Source organism: Oryzihumus sp. JJN4-3R, from assembly GCF_057747915.1.
Map to the genome: position 1 here is coordinate 1,565,996 of NZ_CM173229.1, position 14,359 is coordinate 1,580,354.

The 14,359-nt window shown below is 72.7% G+C and carries 14 protein-coding genes; 8 read left to right on the forward strand and 6 right to left on the reverse strand.

The window, feature by feature from the left end; all coding sequences use genetic code 11:
- Positions 1-52 precede the first annotated feature (52 nt).
- Positions 53-598 (reverse strand): MaoC family dehydratase, encoded by a 546-nt coding sequence (locus tag AC3ANM_RS07105; RefSeq protein ID WP_488287441.1) that lies wholly within the window; start codon positions 596-598, stop codon positions 53-55.
- Between the two features lie 106 nt (positions 599-704).
- Here AC3ANM_RS07105 and AC3ANM_RS07110 point away from each other — a divergent pair, with 106 nt between their 5' ends.
- Together AC3ANM_RS07110 and AC3ANM_RS07115 are read left to right on the forward strand one after the other, a co-directional pair.
- Complete coding sequence (locus AC3ANM_RS07110) at positions 705-1,106, forward strand: MmcQ/YjbR family DNA-binding protein (protein ID WP_488287442.1); 402 nt, start codon at positions 705-707, stop codon at positions 1,104-1,106.
- 12 nt (positions 1,107-1,118) lie between these two features.
- Positions 1,119-1,688 (forward strand): histidine phosphatase family protein, encoded by a 570-nt coding sequence (locus AC3ANM_RS07115; RefSeq protein WP_488287443.1) that lies wholly within the window; start codon positions 1,119-1,121, stop codon positions 1,686-1,688.
- 62 nt (positions 1,689-1,750) lie between these two features.
- Here the strand turns inward: AC3ANM_RS07115 and AC3ANM_RS07120 are convergent, their stop codons facing one another.
- Complete coding sequence (locus tag AC3ANM_RS07120; RefSeq protein ID WP_488287444.1) at positions 1,751-3,229, reverse strand: threonine/serine exporter family protein; 1,479 nt, start codon at positions 3,227-3,229, stop codon at positions 1,751-1,753.
- A gap of 117 nt (positions 3,230-3,346) precedes the next feature.
- Between AC3ANM_RS07120 and glpK the strand changes: the two genes are divergently transcribed.
- Together glpK and AC3ANM_RS07130 are read left to right on the forward strand one after the other, a co-directional pair.
- On the forward strand, positions 3,347-4,864 hold the full coding sequence (gene glpK / locus AC3ANM_RS07125; protein WP_488287445.1) for a glycerol kinase GlpK: 1,518 nt from the start codon (positions 3,347-3,349) through the stop codon (positions 4,862-4,864).
- Positions 4,865-4,913: 49 nt separating this feature from the next.
- Positions 4,914-6,419, forward strand: coding sequence for an aminopeptidase P family protein (locus AC3ANM_RS07130; RefSeq protein WP_488287446.1), 1,506 nt, complete (start codon positions 4,914-4,916; stop codon positions 6,417-6,419).
- An 87-nt stretch (positions 6,420-6,506) separates the two neighbouring features.
- On the opposite strand, the gene AC3ANM_RS07135 is transcribed toward AC3ANM_RS07130, so the two are convergent.
- The gene (locus AC3ANM_RS07135) at positions 6,507-6,890 is read right to left on the reverse strand and encodes a MarR family winged helix-turn-helix transcriptional regulator (protein ID WP_488287447.1); all 384 of its coding nucleotides are present in this window, start codon (positions 6,888-6,890) and stop codon (positions 6,507-6,509) included.
- A gap of 56 nt (positions 6,891-6,946) precedes the next feature.
- Here AC3ANM_RS07135 and AC3ANM_RS07140 point away from each other — a divergent pair, with 56 nt between their 5' ends.
- Positions 6,947-8,797 carry a chloride channel protein gene (locus tag AC3ANM_RS07140; RefSeq protein WP_488287448.1) on the forward strand — a complete coding sequence of 617 codons (1,851 nt, stop codon included), beginning with the start codon at positions 6,947-6,949 and terminating at the stop codon, positions 8,795-8,797.
- Here the strand turns inward: AC3ANM_RS07140 and AC3ANM_RS07145 are convergent.
- Both AC3ANM_RS07145 and AC3ANM_RS07150 read right to left on the reverse strand, forming a co-directional pair.
- Positions 8,785-9,303, reverse strand: a complete 519-nt coding sequence (locus tag AC3ANM_RS07145; protein WP_488287449.1) for a general stress protein — start codon at positions 9,301-9,303, stop codon at positions 8,785-8,787. The two genes, AC3ANM_RS07140 and AC3ANM_RS07145, sit on opposite strands and share 13 nt — an antisense overlap.
- Before the next feature lie 74 nt (positions 9,304-9,377).
- Positions 9,378-10,592 carry an acyl-CoA dehydrogenase family protein gene (locus AC3ANM_RS07150; protein ID WP_488287450.1) on the reverse strand — a complete coding sequence of 405 codons (1,215 nt, stop codon included), beginning with the start codon at positions 10,590-10,592 and terminating at the stop codon, positions 9,378-9,380.
- A gap of 299 nt (positions 10,593-10,891) precedes the next feature.
- Here AC3ANM_RS07150 and AC3ANM_RS07155 point away from each other — a divergent pair, with 299 nt between their 5' ends.
- The 3 genes from AC3ANM_RS07155 to AC3ANM_RS07165 all read left to right on the forward strand — a co-directional run bounded on the left by AC3ANM_RS07155 (position 10,892) and on the right by AC3ANM_RS07165 (position 13,495).
- A complete protein-coding gene (locus AC3ANM_RS07155) occupies positions 10,892-11,755 on the forward strand; it encodes a serine protein kinase RIO (RefSeq protein WP_488287451.1) in 864 nt (287 codons plus the stop codon).
- Positions 11,756-11,790: 35 nt separating this feature from the next.
- Entirely contained in the window at positions 11,791-12,588 is a 798-nt protein-coding gene (locus tag AC3ANM_RS07160; RefSeq protein ID WP_488287452.1) for an alpha/beta hydrolase, read from the forward strand.
- A gap of 91 nt (positions 12,589-12,679) precedes the next feature.
- Positions 12,680-13,495: an alpha/beta hydrolase gene (locus tag AC3ANM_RS07165; protein ID WP_488287453.1), complete on the forward strand. Its 816-nt coding sequence runs from the start codon at positions 12,680-12,682 to the stop codon at positions 13,493-13,495.
- 72 nt (positions 13,496-13,567) lie between these two features.
- On the opposite strand, the gene AC3ANM_RS07170 is transcribed toward AC3ANM_RS07165, so the two are convergent.
- Positions 13,568-14,266 carry a L,D-transpeptidase family protein gene (locus AC3ANM_RS07170; RefSeq protein ID WP_488287454.1) on the reverse strand — a complete coding sequence of 233 codons (699 nt, stop codon included), beginning with the start codon at positions 14,264-14,266 and terminating at the stop codon, positions 13,568-13,570.
- Positions 14,267-14,359: the final 93 nt, after the last annotated feature.

Here is a 14,359-nt window from a genome sequence, read left to right on the forward strand (position 1 = left end):
TGGGCGGAGGCCAGCAGCGGCAGCCGGGCACCCGGCATACCGGGGTGAGGCGTCAGGCCTTGGGGGCGGGCTCCACGAGCTCGGGGCGGCCGGGCTGCTCGCCGCCGCGCGCCTCGAGGTAGTTCTCCTTGGGGACCATGACCTTGCGGCGGAAGATGCAGACCAGCGTGCCGTCCTGCTTGTAGCCCTTGGTCTCGACGTGGACGACGCCGCGGTCGTCCTTGGAGGTCGACTCCCACTTGTCGAGCACCGTCGTCTCGCCGTAGATCGTGTCGCCGTGGAAGGTCGGCGCGACGTGGCGCAGCGACTCGATCTCGAGGTTGGCGATCGCCTTGCCGCTGACGTCCGGCACGGACATGCCCAGCAGCAGCGAGTAGATGTAGTTGCCGACCACGACGTTCTGGCCGAACTGCGTGGTCTTCTCGGCGTAGTTGCTGTCGAGGTGCAGCGGGTGGTGGTTCATCGTCAGCAGGCAGAAGAGGTGGTCGTCGTACTCGGTGACCGTCTTCCCGGGCCAGTGCTTGTAGACCGCGCCGACCTCGAACTCCTCGTAGCTGCGCCCGAACTGCATGCCCTGCTCCTCCTGCCGACGGTCCACGGATCGCCCGCCATGCTGCCGGAACCCTCCCGCGCGCGGACAGGGCCGGCCGGCGTGCGCTTGCTCACGTGTTGCGACCCGCCGCCCCCGGCGGTGTCATGACCGGGTGAGCCCGCACCCCCGATACGAGCCAGGCGACCCCGCCCTGCTCGCCCGGGTTCGCGAGCTGCTCTCGGACCTGCCCGAGGTCGAGGAGCACTTCGGGGTCGGGCACCCGCAGTTCCAGGTGCGGGCGAAGTCGCTGGCGATGTTCATGCCCGGGCACCACGGGGTGGCCTGGGACGCGGTGTGGGTCAAGGCCACCACCGAGGTCCAGCAGGACCTCATCGCCCGGGACGGGCAGCGGTGGTTCAAGCCGCCGTATGTCGGTCCGCGCGGCTGGGTGGGCGCGCGCCTCACCGCGTTCGACGGGGACGGGGACCCGGCGTGGGACGACCTCGGCGAGCTGCTCGAGCAGGCGTGGCGCTCGGTGGCCCCCAAGCGCGTCGTCGCCACCCACGACGACTGAGCGGTCGGCACCATGACCACCACCGTCGTGTTCGAGACGCACGCGACCACCGAGGACAACGAGTCGGGGCACTCCACCGGCTGGCTGCCCGGCCGGCTCTCGGCGGCGGGGCAGCAGCAGGCCGTCCTGCTCGGCGAGCGCCGTCGCGACGACGGGCTGGCGGCGGTGTTCACCTCCGACCTGGCCCGGGCGGTGCACACGGTGGCGGTCGCCTTCGCCGGGGCCGACGTGCCTGTCCTGCACGACTGGCGGCTGCGGGAGTGCGACTACGGCGCGTGGAGCGGAGCCCCCTCGACGCTGGTCCAGGGCTCCCGGGACGCGCACCTCGACGTCCCCTACCCAGGCGGGGAGAACTGGCGGCAGGCGGTGGACCGGGTCACCGGGGCCTTGCGGGACATCGCGACCCGCTGGTCCGGGCAGCGCGTCCTCGTGGTCGGCCACGTGGCCACCCGCTGGGCCCTCGACCACGCCGTCGCGGGGACCGCGCTGGAGACGCTGGCCGGCGAGGAGTTCGCCTGGCGGCCAGGGTGGGACTTCGACGTCACCCACCTGGCCCGGCCGGCCTCTGACGGCTCTGGGTGAAGGGTTGACCACACCGGGGTGTGGTCAACCCTTCACCCAGGGCGCGCCGCTGCACCGCCCGGCTACTCGCGGGCGGTCTCACCCGTGGAGCGGCGCAGGGCGCGGCGCTGGCCGCGGTCGAGCTCGGTCCGCAGGGGCCGCCCGACGAAGGTGCCGAAGGAGACGCCCGCCGCGAGCGCCATGCCGATGCCGGCAGCCGTGAACAGCGAGGAGGCCCCGTCGAGCGGGCCGACGCCGGAGCTGCGGCCCAGGATCTCGAACAGCCCGCGGTAGACCGACAGACCCGGCAGCAGCGGCGCGATACCGGCGGTGGTCACTGCCAGGGACGGCACCCGCAGCCGCGAGGACACGACCTGGGCGAGGACGCCGACGACGGCCGCGGCGAGGCCCGAGGCCACCGGCGTGCCGAAGCTGAGGTGGCTGGCGCCGAGGAAGGCCAGCCAGCCCAGCCCGGCGGTGCCCATGGCCACGAACGCGGCCCGCCCGCCGGCGTAGGCCGAGATGGCGAACGCCCCGGCCACGGTCATGGCGGCCACCACCTGCACGCCCTGGTTCGGTGCGAGGTGGGCCTGGGCGCTGATGTCGAGGGGGACGCCGAGCCGGCGCCCGATGGCGAGCACCGCGCCGACGCCGACGACGACGCCGAAGGTCAGCATGAGCACCTCGAAGCCGCGAGCGCCCGCCGTCACGTAGTAGCCGTCGATGGCGTCCTGGGCGGCGCCGACCACCGACAGCCCGGCCAGGAGGACGACGATGCCGGTGGCGACGACGAGCGAGGGCGGCAGCGCCCGGGCCAGCTCGGAGTGGTGCGAGCCGAGGGCGATGAGCAGGACCGCCACCCCGGTGGGGATCGCCGCCCCGACGGCCTGGGTGAAGAACGCCGCGAGGCCGCGGTGGGCGAGCCGGCGCTGGACCCGGTCCACCAGCGCGGTGGTCACGGCGCTGAGCAGCACCGCCAGCGGACCGCCACCGAGGAACAGGCCGACCGCGCCGCCCATGACCGCGAGGGAGAACGTCACCAGCCAGCGCCGGTAGGGGTGCGGGGCGCCGGAGATGTCGTCGAGCTGGGCGCGGGCGGTGTCGACGTCCAGGTCGCCGTTGACCACCTGGCGGACCAGGGTCTGCAGGTTCTCCAGCCGGCTGAAGTCGGCCGAGCGGACCTTGACGATCCGCAGCACCGTCATCGGGTCGGCGCCCTCGCCGCGGTGGTAGCTGATCGAGATCGAGGTGTAGGTGACGTCGACGTGGCAGGACGCGCCCAGGCCGTAGCGGTCGGTCAGCCGCAGCGCGGTGGCCACGACGTCCGAGGCGGAGGCCCCGGTCGACAGCAGCGCCTCGCCGACGCGCAGCGCCAGGTCGATGACCGAGCGCGCGTGCGCCTGGTCGATGCCGGCGACAATCCCCCGCCCGGGGACGAACCACGTCGGCGGGGCGTCCGAGCGCACCACCCGCGCCGCGCGCTCGCGCAGCGCCCGTCCGCGCACGGGCGAGACCGGCGTCGTGCGGGACGGTGGAGGGGAGGAGGCGGTGCTGCTGGACACCGGTCAAGGGTCGCCAATCGCTGCGGACCCATGCAAACCGGGCTCAGCACCCGGAGGGGTCCCGAGGGGCGGGCAGCGCCACGGCAGGACGGCCCGGACTGTGGTAACCCTTCAGGCATGGCGGAATTCGTCGGCGCGGTCGACCAGGGCACCACCAGCACACGGTTCATGCTGTTCGACCACGCCGGGCGCGAGGTGGGCAAGCACCAGCTCGAGCACGAGCAGGTGCTGCCGCAGGCCGGCTGGGTCGAGCACAACCCGCTGGAGATCTGGGAGCGCACCAAGACGGTCATCGGGACCACGATGGCGCGCCACGGCCTCCAGGCCGGGGACCTGGCGGCGCTGGGCATCACCAACCAGCGCGAGACGACCGTGGTCTGGGACCGGCGCACCGGCCGTCCCTACTACAACGCCATCGTCTGGCAGGACACGCGCACCGACCGCATCGCCACCGCCCTGGAGCGGGAGGGCAAGGGCGAGGTGATCCGCCGCAAGGCCGGCCTGCCCCCGGCGACCTACTTCTCCGGCGGCAAGCTCAAGTGGCTCCTGGACCACGTCGACGGCCTGCGCGCGGACGCCGAGCGCGGCGACGCCCTCTTCGGCACCACCGACACCTGGCTGCTGTGGAACCTCACCGGCGGGACCGACGGCGGCGTCCACGTCACCGACGTCACCAACGCCAGCCGGACCATGCTCATGGACCTCGAGACGCTGGACTGGGACGAGGAGCTGCTGTCCTTCTTCGACGTCCCCCGGCAGATGCTGCCGCGGATCCGCCCGTCCTCGGACCCGGAGACCTACGGCGTGACGCACGCCCGCGGCCCGCTGCGCGGCGAGGTGCCGCTCTCCGGCGACCTCGGCGACCAGCAGGCGGCCACCGTCGGCCAGGTCTGCTTCGCCAAGGGCGAGGCCAAGAACACCTACGGCACCGGCAACTTCATGCTGCTCAACACCGGCGAGCAGCCGGTGCGCTCGGGGTCGGGCCTGCTCACGACCGTGGCCTACCAGGCGGGGGGTGCGCCGCCGGCATACGCGCTGGAGGGGTCCATCGCGGTGACCGGCTCGGCGGTGCAGTGGCTGCGCGACCAGCTCGGCATCATCAGCGGCGCCTCCGAGATCGAGGGCCTGGCCGCCTCGGTGGAGGACAGCGGCGGCGTGTACTTCGTGCCGGCCTTCTCCGGCCTGTTCGCCCCCTACTGGCGCTCGGACGCCCGCGGCGCGATCGTCGGCCTGTCCCGCTTCAACACCAACGCGCACCTGGCGCGGGCCACGCTGGAGGCGATCTGCTACCAGACCCGCGACGTCGCCGACGCGATGGAGCAGGACTCGGGCGTGGCCCTGGACGTGCTCAAGGTCGACGGCGGGGTCACCGCCAACAACCTGTGCATGCAGCTGCAGGCCGACATCCTCGGCGTCCCGGTCTCCAAGCCGGTCGTGGCGGAGACGACGGCGCTCGGCGCGGCCTACGCTGCCGGCCTGGCCACCGGCTTCTGGAAGGACACCGACGAGCTGCGCAGCAACTGGGACGAGGACCGGCGCTGGGAGCCGCGCTGGTCCGAGGACCAGCGCGAGAGCGGGTATGCCGGGTGGCGCAAGGCCGTCGAGCGCACCCTCGACTGGGTGGACGTCGACTGACCGGCCCGCGTGCCGACGGCGGCGCGGACCGGCGTGGCACGATGGCCCCGTGAGCGAAGAACAGCACAAGGCCGAGCACCGCAGCCGCCCTGACACCGCCGCGTTCCGCGAGTTCGTCGCGGCCGACTGGGCCCCTCGCCGTCCCGGCACCACCGAGCCCTCCCCCGCCGCCCCGTATGCCGCGCAGCGCCGTGCCGCGGTCTCCGCCGCCTTCCCCGGTGAACGGCTGGTCATCCCCGCCGGCGGCCTGAAGGTGCGCAGCAACGACTGCGACTACGTCTTCCGCCCGCACAGCGCGTTCGCCCACCTGACCGGTCTGGGCGCCGACCGCGAGCCCGACGCGGTGCTCGTGCTCGAGCCCCGCGAGGGTGGCGGCCACGAGGCGGTCCTGTACTTCCGGCCGCTGGCCGGGCGCGACACCGAGGAGTTCTTCGGCGACTCCCGCTACGGCGAGTTCTGGGTCGGCGCCCGCCCGACCCTGGCCGATGTCGAGGCCGAGCTGGGCCTGACCGCACGGCACATCGACGAGTTCAAGGACGCGGTCGCCAAGGACGCCGGGGCCATCGGCATCCGCATCGTCCGTGACGCCGACCGAGACCTCACCGAGGACCTCGACACCATCCGCGCCGACGTGCGCGAGACCGACGAGGCCAGCGAGTCCGCCGCCCAGACCGAGGCCGACGAGGAGCTCGCCCGCTTCCTGTCCGTCATGCGCATGGTCAAGGACGAGTGGGAGGTCGAGGAGATGCGCAAGGCGGTCAACGCGACCGCTGTGGGCTTCGAGGCCGTCATCGCCGACCTGCCCGAGGCCATCGCCCGAGGCCGCGGCGAGCGCTGGGTCGAGGGCGTCTTCGGCCTGCACGCCCGCCACCAGGGCAACGGCGTCGGCTACGACTCCATCTGCGCCTCCGGCGACCACGCCAACACGCTGCACTGGATCAAGAACACCGGCGACGTCAACGAGGGCGACCTGATCCTGCTCGACGCCGGCGTCGAGGTGGACTCGCTGTTCACCGCCGACATCACCCGCACCCTGCCGGTCAGCGGCACCTTCACCGACGCCCAGCGCAAGGTCTACGACGCCGTGCACGCCGCAGCCGACGCCGGCATGGCCGCGGTCAAGCCGGGCAACAAGTTCTCCGACGTGCACGCCGCCGCGATCCGGGTCATCGCCGAGCACCTGCACGAGTGGGGCCTGCTGCCCGAGGGCATCGACGTCGAGGCCACCCTCGACAAGGAGACCGGCCAGCACCACCGTCGCTGGATGGTCCACGGCACCAGCCACCACCTCGGCATCGACGTCCACGACTGCGCGCTGGCCCTGCGCGAGGACTACATGGACGCCGAGCTCAAGCCGGGCATGATCCTCACGGTCGAGCCGGGCCTGTACTTCAAGGCCGACGACCTCAAGGTCCCCGAGGAGCTGCGCGGGATCGGCGTGCGCATCGAGGACGACGTGCTCGTCACCGAGGACGGCCATGACAACCTCTCGGCCGGCATGCCCCGCAGCTCGGCCGAGGTCGAGGCCTGGATCGCGCGGGTCCAGCAGCGCTGAGCCGCCCCTGATCCGCCCGACGACGGCCGCCTCTCACGTTGAGGGGCGGCCGTCGTCGTATGCCGGGCCCCGGACGGCGGGCCGGCGTCAGAGGCGGTCGAGGACGGGGGCCAGCCCGCGCAGCTCGGCCAGGTGCACCGCGGTGAGGGCCTGGATGACCTCCTGGCCGGCCTCGGTCAGGCGCAGCCGCACGACGCGCTGGTCGTCGGCGTCGCGGACCCGCTCGACCAGGCCCAGGGCCGTGGTGCGGTCCACCAGCTCGCTGGCGGTGTGGTGCTTGACCAGCAGGTAGTCGGCAGCCTCCCCGATCGTCGGCCCGGCCGTCCCGCGGTGGCCGCGGATCGCCAGCAGCAGCTGGTGCTGGGAGTGCGTCAGGCCGTGCTCGGCGGCTGCCGCCCGGCTCCACTGGTCGAAGCGGCGCAGCTGCACCCGGAAGTCCAGCAGGCGGGCGTAGTCGGCGTCGGTGGGCACATCGGCTAGCCAAATATGTCGTAACCCGATACTTCTTCCTGAGGTGAGACGCGCCCGTGCCCCCGACGCCCACCCCGACTTCCACCCCCGCCGACCGGTCCGACGTGCGCGACGTCGGGCACCTCGGCGACTTCACCGTCACGCGGCGGGTGCTGCTGCTCTGCGCGATCGCCCTGCCCCTCGGCGCGGTCAGCGCCGGCATCTCGTGGTGCCTGCTGCGGCTGATCGGCCTGATCACCAACGCCGTCTTCTACCAGCGCGTCGGCACCCGGATCGTCGCACCCGGTGGTCACCACCACAGCCCGCTGCTCATCCTGCTCGCGCCGGTCGTCGGAGGTCTCGTCATCGGGCTCATGGCCCGCTACGGCTCGGAGAAGATCCGCGGCCATGGCATGCCCGAGACCATCAAGGCGATCCTCATGGCCGGCAGCCGGGTCCGCCCGCGGGTGGCCGTCCTCAAGCCGGTCTCGGCGGCGGTGGCGATCGGCACGGGCGGCCCCTTCGGCGCCGAGGGCCCGATCATCATGACCGGTGGCGCCGTCGGCTCGCTGTTCGCCCAGCTGCTGCGGTTCACGGCGGACGAGCGCAAGACGCTGCTGGTCGCCGGCGCGACCGCCGGCATGGCCGCCACCTTCAACGCGCCGCTGGCCTCCATCGTCCTGGCCGTGGAGCTGCTGCTCTTCGAGTGGCGGCCGCGCAGCCTGCTGCCCGTGGCCGCGGCCGTGTCCGTGGCCGCCCTGGTGCGCCAGCCACTGCTCGGGTCGGCACCGCTGTTCCCGGTGAGCGGCGCCCTTCACCTGACGCCCACGGCATACCTGCTCTGCGCCGTCTCCGGCGTGCTGTCCGGGCTGCTCGCCGTGGTCGCGACCAGCCTGGTCTACGCCTCCGAGGACCTGTTCGCCCGGCTGCCGATCCACTGGATGTGGTGGCCGGCGATCGGCGGACTGGTCATCGGCCTCGGCGGCCTGTTCGTGCCGCAGGCGCTGGGCGTCGGCTACGACGTCATCGGCGCCGAGCTGGATGGCTCGATCGGCCTGGGCCTGGTCGTCGGCATCCTCGTGGTCAAGACGCTGATCTGGTCCCTCTCGCTGGGCTCGGGCACCTCGGGGGGCGTCCTGGCGCCGATGTTCATGATCGGCGGGGCGCTCGGCGCCCTGGAGGCGCAGGTCTTCCCGCCCGTCGGCCCGGGCTTCTGGGCCCTGGTCGCCCTGGCCGGTGTGCTCGGCGGGGTGATGCGCTCCCCGCTGACCGGCATCGTCTTCGCGATCGAGCTGACCCACCGGCTGGAGGCGGTCACCCCGCTCGTCATCGGGGCGGGCACGGCATTCCTGGTCTCGGTGCTGCTGCTCAAGCGCTCCGTGCTCACCGAGAAGATCGCGCGCCGCGGCTACCACCTGTCGCGGGAGTACGACGTGGACCCGCTCGAGGTGCTGTTCGTCAGCGAGGTCATGTCCACCGACGTGCTCGAGCTCGGCTCGGAGCTCACCGTGGCGGACGCGGTGGCGGCGGTGGCGGACGCCGGGTCCGGCTGGGCGCAGCGGCTCTACCCCGTCGTCGACGGCGACGGGGCCATCGTCGGGGTGGTCACGCGCCGCGAGCTGGGCCGGCTGGCGGAGGGGCGCGGCGACGTCCCGCTCGGGCAGGTCCTCGCGGCGCGCACGCTCGTCACCACCCACCCGGACCAGCCGCTGCGGCACGTGGCCGAGCTCATGGCCCGGCACGAGGTCAACCGCGTGCCGGTCGTCGACCGGCACGCCCCCGACCGGGTCGTCGGGCTGGTCTCACTCACCCAGCTGCTCGCCGGCCGGGCGCGCGACCAGCAGGAGGCACGCGAGCGCGAGCGGGTGCTGCGGATCCGCCTGGTGCGACCGGGCTCCGGCCGCCGAGAGGACGCTCAGGCCGTGTAGGGCTGCTGGTGCCCGGGCATCCGGGCGAGCATCTCGCGCGCCTGCTGGGCGAACTTGTGCTCGCACAGCACCTCGTACTTCGTCGCCACGACCTGCGTGACCGAGGTGAAGTCGCGGTGGCCGCCGGTGGCGGCGTAGCCGATCAGCGCCCAGATGAGGCCGAACACGACGCCGAAGGCGACGGTCGAGACGACCGTCAGCATCGTGGTGCCTGCGGCGAACAGGGAGAACACGAGCCCGACGAACAGGCCCATCCAGGCCCCTGACAGCGCCCCGCCCACCATCACCTTCTGCCGGGTGAGCCGGCCGGTGACCCGCTCGACCTGCTTGAGCTCGGTGCCGACGATCATGCAGTTCTGCACCGGGAACTGCTCATCGGAGAGGTAGTCCACGGCGCGCTGGGCGTCCTCGTACCTGTCGAAGGTCCCCAGCGACATGGGGTACTCCAACGCCAGCCCCGGCATCGGCATCGGCGAGCGGCCCGGGTAGTTCGGCTGTCCCGTCATGGCCCCATTGTCACGCAGAACGCGCCGGAGAGGACCGCACAAGGTCCCGTCCGGCGCGTCCCGTGGAAAGGGGGTCAGCCCTTGAGCGCGTAGTCCTCGAGCAGGCGCCGGCCGATGATCATCCGCTGGATGTCGGCGGTGCCCTCGCCGATGAGGAGCATCGGCGCCTCGCGGTAGAGCCGCTCGATCTCGTACTCCTTGGAGTAGCCGTAGCCGCCGTGGATCCGGAAGGAGTCCTCCACGACCTCGGCGCAGTACTCGCTGGCGAGGTACTTGGCCATGCCGGCCTCGAGGTCGTTGCGCTCGCCCTTGTCCTTGATCCGGGCGGCCTTGACCATCATCTGGTGCGCGGCCTCGCACTTGGTCGCCATCTCGGCCAGTCGGAACATCACGGCCTGGTGCTGGGCGATCTTCTTGCCGAACGTCTCCCGCTGCTGGGCGTAGGAGATGCCGAGCTCGAAGGCGCGCACCGCGACACCGCAGGCGCGGGCGGCCACGTTGACGCGGCCCACCTCGACGCCGTCCATCATCTGGTAGAAGCCCTTGCCCGGCTCCCCGCCCAGGATCTGGTCGCTGGTCGTGCGGTAGCCGTCGAAGACGAGCTCGGTGGTGTCGACCCCCTTGTAGCCCATCTTGTCGATCTTGCCCGGCACCGTCAGGCCCGGCTCGACCTCGCCGAAGCCGGGCTCCTTCTCGACCAGGAACGTCGTCATCTTCTTGTAGACCGAGGCGCCCTCGTCGGCCTCGGCGTCGGTCTTGGTGAGCACCGCGACGAGCGTGGAGGAGCCGCCGTTGGTCAGCCACATCTTCTGGCCGTTGATCTCCCACTCGTCCGAGCCCTCGCCGGTGCGCACGGCCTTGGTGCGGATGCCGGAGACGTCGGAGCCGCAGCCGGGCTCGCTCATCGAGAACGCGCCGCGCACCTCACCGGTGGCCATCCGCGGCAGGTACTTCTGCTTCTGCTCCTCGGTGCCGTGCTGCAGCAGCATGTACGCCACGATGAAGTGGGTGTTGATGATGCCGCTGACGCTCATCCAGCCGCGGGCGATCTCCTCGACCGTCAGCGCATAGGTCAGCAGCGACTCGCCCAGGCCGCCGTACTCCTCGGGGATCATCAGGCCGAAGATCCCCATCTCCTTCATGCCCTCGACGATCTCCGTCGGGTACTCGTCCTTGTGCTCCAGGTCGGTCGCGACGGGGATGATCTGCTCGTCGACGAACTCGCGCACCAGCTTGAGCAGCTCACGCTGCTCCTCGGTGAGTCCCTCGGTGGTCTGCAGTCGTGCCATCGCGTCAAGCCGCCTTCGCGTCGGGTGCAGGGAGTCGCGCGCGGGGCGCGCGGAAACTACTCGCGAGTATGCCGAGTGCCTCCTTCGCGCCGACACCCACCGGGCGCGTGAGTTCCGACACCAGCGCCGGGAGTCGCCGGCGAAAAACCCGTTGCCGGCCCTCGCCCCGGTGGGTCACGATCGGCAGGCAACGACACGGCATACCTGGGCCGTGTCCCGATCCAAGGAGGGCCGTGAGATGTCGACGACTGTCGTGAGCCGCACGCGCGCTCATCCCTTCCCTTCCTTGGAGAATTCCGTTGTCCTTCAACACCTTTGGGGAGCTTCCCGCTCTCTCGCCTGACCTGACCGACGCCACCGGGTTCGGCGTCGACACCAACCCCGACGGCCCTCCCGAGGGTGACCGCTGGTCGACCTGGGACGTGGCGCTGCACGGGCCGAACCCCCGACCCGACTGGGTCATCACCGCCCTCGCCGCGGTCGACCAGGACCTCGGGGTCCTCAAGACCGGCAAGGAGGCCGACGTCCACGTCGTGCGCCGCTGGGTGCCCGGCACGGAGGACTCGACCACCCTCGCCGCCAAGCGCTACCGCAGCCACGACCACCGGATGTTCCACCGGGACGCCGGCTACCTCGAGGGGCGCCGCGTGCGCCGCAGCCGCGAGACGCGGGCCATGGCCCGGCGGACCTCCTTCGGCAAGGAGGTGATCAGCCAGCAGTGGGCGTTCGCCGAGTTCGGAGCGCTCGGCCGGCTGTGGTCCCTCGGCCTGCCGGTCCCCTACCCCGTCCAGCTCACCGACGAGGAGCTGCTGATGGAGTTCGTCGGCGAGGGGGCCCAGGCCGCCCCGCGGCTGGCGCAGGCCCGGCCCGCACCGGACCTGCTCGCCGCCCTGTTCGAGCAGTGCCGCGACGCGATGGCCACGCTCGCCACGGAGGGCTGGGCCCACGGCGACCTCTCGCCCTACAACGTGCTGCTGCACGGGGAGCGGCTCGTCATCATCGACTGGCCGCAGATCGTCGACGTCGTCGGCAACCCGCACGGCGCCGACTTCCTCCAGCGCGACGTGCACAACATGTGCCGGTGGTTCACCAGCCGCGGCCTCGAGGTCGACGAGGAGGCGATGTTCGGTGACCTGATGGCCTGCGTGTACTCGCGTTGGTGAGCCCCGGACAGCGCGCGGCGGCTTAGGCTCCCGACATGGACCGGGGGATCACCCGCCGCGCGCTGCTCGGCGCATCGATGGCGGCGCCGCTGCTGGCGAGCGCCTGCGCGACGCCGGAGTCGCTGGTGGCCGAGGACAGTGGGGTCACGCTCGAGCAGGGCGACCTCACCAGCCGGCACTGGCCGGGCCAGCAGGTCCACTGGGTGCTCGCCCGCCCGGCCGGCGGCGCCAGCCCCCGGGTCGTCGTCGCCCTGCACGGCCGGGGCGGCAGCGCCGACGGGGCGTTCACCGGCCTGCACCTGGACCGGCACGTCGGCTCCACCGGGCTGGCGGTTGCCGCGATCGACGGTGGGGACACCTACTGGCACGCCCGGCGCTCCGGGGTGGACGCCGGCGCCATGGTGGTCGAGGACTTCCTGCCGCTGCTGGCCCGCCATAGGCTGCGCACCGACCGGATCGGGCTGCTCGGCTGGTCGATGGGCGGGTACGGCGCCCTGTGGCTGGCCACCCAGCTCGGCCCGCACCGCGTGGGCGGCGTGGCCGCCGAGAGCGCCGCCCTGTGGCTGTCACCGGGCGACAGTGCGCCGGGCGCGTTCGACGACCGCGCGGACTTCGTGGCCCACGACGTCTTCCGCCTGCGGAAGCGGCTGCACGGCATACCGGTGCGGCTGGACTGCGGCCTGCAGGACCCGTTCATCACGGCGAACCGGACCTTTGCCCAGGGCCTGGACGACGTCACGACCAGGTTCACCGCCGGGGGGCACACCGACGGCTACTGGAGCAGCAACGGCGCGGCGCAGATGTCCTGGCTGTCGACCCACCTCGCCGGCTGACCCCGGCGCTCCCACGACAGGACCGCCGACGCGAGCGCGCGCCCGACCCTGCACGACGAGCCGGCGCGGGGGCACTCCTAGACTCCCGGCCATGTCCGGGGCCATCGACCGTCGCTCGCTGATCGCCGCGGCCGCCGGCGTACCCCTGCTCGCGGGTTGCGCTGCCGCCTCGGCGCACCCGGCTTCCCCGCGGGCACGCACCCACCGGCCCACCGGTGTCCAGCGGGTCCAGGGCACGCTGACCACGCCCCGCTGGCCGGGACGACAGGTCCACTGGCAGGTGGCCCGGCCCGTGGGCGTGGAGCGTCCCCGCCTCGTGGTCACCCTGCACGGCCACGGCGGCAACGCCTCGTCAGCCTTCCACGACGTCCACCTCGACCGGCAGGTCGCCCGTACGGGCCTGGCGGTCGCCTCGGTGGACGGCGGCAACCACTACTGGCACGCCCGGCGCTCGGGCATCGACACCGCGGCGATGGTCGTCGAGGACCTGCTCCCGCTGCTGGCCCGGCAGGGTCTGCGCACCGACCGGTTCGGGCTGCTCGGCTGGTCGATGGGCGGCTACGGCTCGCTGCTGCTCGCGACCCGCCTCGGACCGGCGCGCGTGGCCGCGGTGGTCACCGAGAGCACCGCCCTGTGGCTGTCCCCCGGCCGGAGCGACCCCGGAGCCTTCGACGACCGCGCAGACTTCGTGGCGCACGACGTCTTCCGGCTGCGCAGCCGACTGCACGGCATACCGGTGCACCTGAGCTGCGGCCTGCAGGACCGGTTCCTCAGGGCCAACCGGGCCTTCGCCCGCGGCCTGCCCGGCGTGGTGGCCCGGTTCACCCCGGGGGGCCACTCGGTCGCCTACTGGAGCGCGCAGGCGCCCACCCAGATGGCGTGGCTGCGCGGACACCTCCCGGACTGACTGGTCGACCCCTCGTCGTGCCCGCGCGCTGAGGCTGCGGACACGACGACGGGGTCGCGCTCAGGGGCCTCGTCAGGAGACGAGGACGGTCGTGCCGATGGCGACCCCTCCCGGCCGCCAGAGGAGGTCCATCGCCGGGATGCTCACCCGGACACAGCCGTGCGAGGCGGGCCACGCCGGCACCGACGGGTAGCCGTGCAGCGCGATGCCGCCGTTGAAGTACTTCGGCCGGTAGAGCTGCCCCAGCGGCGAGGCGTCCCAGGCGTTGACCTGGCGGAACACGTGGAACGTGCCCGAGGGTGTCACCGCGGTGTGCCAGGCCCCTGCGCTCCAGTAGCGCAGGCCCGACCCGGTGCTGCTGTTGAAGATCCGCGTGACGTGCCCGCTGTCCACGATGAGCAGCACCTGCCGCGGCTTGTCCACCTCGACGACGTGACCCACGCGGGAGCGGGCGACCGGCCGCACGCCCCGGTCCAGGGCCGACCAGGTGATCGGGCCGCAGATCCCGTCGCGGACGAGCCCGCCGACCTTCTGGACCGCGACCACGGCCTGCCGGGTGAGGTCGCCGAAGATCCCGTCGACCGAGCCGCACCAGTAGCCGAGGGCCGTGAGGCGCTGCTGCAGCACGACGACCGCCGAACCGCGCGCTCCCACGGCCAGGGTCGGGTGGGTGGCCGCCTGGGCCGGTCCTGCCCCGGGGAGCAGCCCCAGGGCAGCCGAGGCCGTGAGACCCACCGTCCCCCGGACCAACGATCTGCGACCGATGTCCACGTGCCCCTCTTTCGAGCCCGGCGGCGCGTCGTTGCCCTGCGCCGGGAGCATCTGCTGGACGGCCCGGCGGTGCGCCGGCGTCCGTGAGGAGAT